Below are 2,976 nucleotides of genomic sequence, written 5' to 3'. Positions count from 1 at the left end.
AAAACACAAGTCAAATGACTTGTGTTTTTAGTTGCTTGGCGACGTCCTACTCTCACAGGGACAAGGTCCCAACTACCATCGGCGCTAGAGAGCTTAACTTCCGTGTTCGGTATGGGAACGGGTGTGACCTCTCTGCCATCATCACCAAACTATGAAGGCATATTCCTTCAAAACTAGATAACATTGCTACATATTATATGGTTAAGTCCTCGATCTATTAGTATTCGTCAGCTCCACATGTCACCATGCTTCCACCTCGAACCTATCAACCTGATCATCTTTCAGGGATCTTACTAGCTTACGCTATGGGAAATCTCATCTTGAGGGGGGCTTCATGCTTAGATGCTTTCAGCACTTATCCCTTCCGCACATAGCTACCCAGCTATGCCCTTGGCAGAACAACTGGTACACCAGCGGTGCGTCCATCCCGGTCCTCTCGTACTAAGGACAGCTCCTCTCAAATTTCCTACGCCCACGACGGATAGGGACCGAACTGTCTCACGACGTTCTGAACCCAGCTCGCGTACCGCTTTAATGGGCGAACAGCCCAACCCTTGGGACCGACTACAGCCCCAGGATGCGATGAGCCGACATCGAGGTGCCAAACCTCCCCGTCGATGTGGACTCTTGGGGGAGATAAGCCTGTTATCCCCGGGGTAGCTTTTATCCGTTGAGCGATGGCCCTTCCATGCGGAACCACCGGATCACTAAGCCCGACTTTCGTCCCTGCTCGACTTGTAGGTCTCGCAGTCAAGCTCCCTTATGCCTTTGCACTCTACGAATGATTTCCAACCATTCTGAGGGAACCTTTGGGCGCCTCCGTTACACTTTAGGAGGCGACCGCCCCAGTCAAACTGCCCACCTGACACTGTCTCCCGGGTCGATAAGACCCGTAGGTTAGAATTTCAATACAGTCAGGGCGGTATCCCACCAGCGCCTCCACCGAAGCTAGCGCTCCGGTTTCAATGGCTCCCGCCTATCCTGTACAAACTGTACCAAAATTCAATATCAGGCTACAGTAAAGCTCCACGGGGTCTTTCCGTCCTGTCGCGGGTAACCTGCATCTTCACAGGTACTATAATTTCACCGAGTCTCTGGTTGAGACAGTGCCCAAATCGTTACACCTTTCGTGCGGGTCGGAACTTACCCGACAAGGAATTTCGCTACCTTAGGACCGTTATAGTTACGGCCGCCGTTTACTGGGGCTTCAGTTCAGAGCTTCGCTTACGCTAACCCCTCTCCTTAACCTTCCAGCACCGGGCAGGTGTCACCCCCTATACTTCGCCTTACGGCTTCGCAGAGAGCTGTGTTTTTGCTAAACAGTCGCTTGGGCCTATTCACTGCGGCTTTCCGTTAAGAAAGCACCCCTTCTCCCGAAGTTACGGGGTCATTTTGCCGAGTTCCTTAACCAGAGTTCTCTCGCACACCTTAGGATTCTCTCCTCGCCTACCTGTGTCGGTTTGCGGTACAGGCACCTTTTATCTCGCTAGAAGCTTTTCTTGGCAGCGGGGAATCAAAGACTTCGCTCCATAAGGAGCTTCCCCATCACAGCTCAGCCTTCACGATAAGCGGATTTGCCTACTTATCAGCCTAACTGCTTGGACGTGCACAACCAATCGCACGCTTCTTCTATCCTTCTGCGTCCCTCCATTGCTCAAACGATAAAGAGGTGGTACAGGAATATCAACCTGTTGTCCATCGCCTACGCCTGTCGGCCTCGGCTTAGGTCCTGACTAACCCTGAGCGGACGAGCCTTCCTCAGGAAACCTTAGGCATTCGGTGGACGGGATTCTCACCCGTCTTTCGCTACTCATACCGGCATTCTCACTTCTAAGCACTCCACCAGTCCTTACGGTCTGACTTCACTGTCCTTAGAACGCTCCCCTACCACTGATACCATTCGGTATCAATCCGCAGCTTCGGTGGTGTATTTAGCCCCGGTACATTTTCGGCGCAGAGTCACTCGACTAGTGAGCTATTACGCACTCTTTAAATGGTGGCTGCTTCTAAGCCAACATCCTAGTTGTCTAAGCAACTCCACATCCTTTTCCACTTAATACACACTTTGGGACCTTAGCTGGCGGTCTGGGCTGTTTCCCTTTTGACTACGGATCTTATCACTCGCAGTCTGACTCCTAAGGATAAGTCATTGGCATTCGGAGTTTGACTGAATTCGGTAATCCGATGAGGACCCCTAGTCCAATCAGTGCTCTACCTCCAAGACTCTTACACTTAAGGCTAGCCCTAAAGCTATTTCGGGGAGAACCAGCTATCTCCAGGTTCGATTGGAATTTCTCCGCTACCCACACCTCATCCCCGCACTTTTCAACGTGCGTGGGTTCGGGCCTCCATTCAGTGTTACCTGAACTTCACCCTGGACATGGGTAGATCACCTGGTTTCGGGTCTACGACCACGTACTAAACGCCCTATTCAGACTCGCTTTCGCTGCGGCTCCGCCTCTTCAGCTTAACCTCGCACGGGATCGTAACTCGCCGGTTCATTCTACAAAAGGCACGCCATCACCCGTTAACGGGCTCTGACTATTTGTAGGCACACGGTTTCAGGATCTCTTTCACTCCCCTTCCGGGGTGCTTTTCACCTTTCCCTCACGGTACTGGTTCACTATCGATCACTAGGGAGTATTTAGCCTTGGGAGATGGTCCTCCCAGATTCCGACGGAATTTCACGTGTTCCGCCGTACTCAGGATACATTCAAGAGAGAACGAAGTTTCGACTACGGGGTTGTTACCCTCTACGACGGACCTTTCCAGGTCGCTTCGTCTACCTCGTTCCTTTGTAACTCCGTATAGAATGTCCTACAACCCCAAGAGGCAAGCCTCTTGGTTTGGGCTATGTTCCGTTTCGCTCGCCGCTACTCAGGAAATCGCATTTGCTTTCTCTTCCTCCAGGTACTTAGATGTTTCAGTTCCCTGGGTCTGTCTTCCTTACCCTATGTATTCAGATAAGGATACCAT

General features: G+C 51.4%; 2 rRNA genes (1 of these 2 only partly in view). Both read right to left on the bottom strand.

Going from position 1 to position 2,976, the window contains the following annotated elements:
* Nucleotides 1–33 precede the first annotated feature (33 nt).
* Nucleotides 34–149: ribosomal RNA gene (gene rrf, locus HMPREF1014_RS28930) — 5S ribosomal RNA — on the bottom strand.
* A 48-nt stretch (nt 150–197) separates the two neighbouring features.
* Nucleotides 198–2,976: ribosomal RNA gene (locus tag HMPREF1014_RS31005) — 23S ribosomal RNA — on the bottom strand (it continues 749 nt past the right edge of the window).

The organism is Bacillus sp. 7_6_55CFAA_CT2, from assembly GCF_000238655.1.
GTDB lineage: Bacteria > Bacillota > Bacilli > Bacillales > Bacillaceae_G > Bacillus_A > Bacillus_A cereus.
This window is presented reverse-complemented; position numbering and strand designations above follow the sequence as displayed.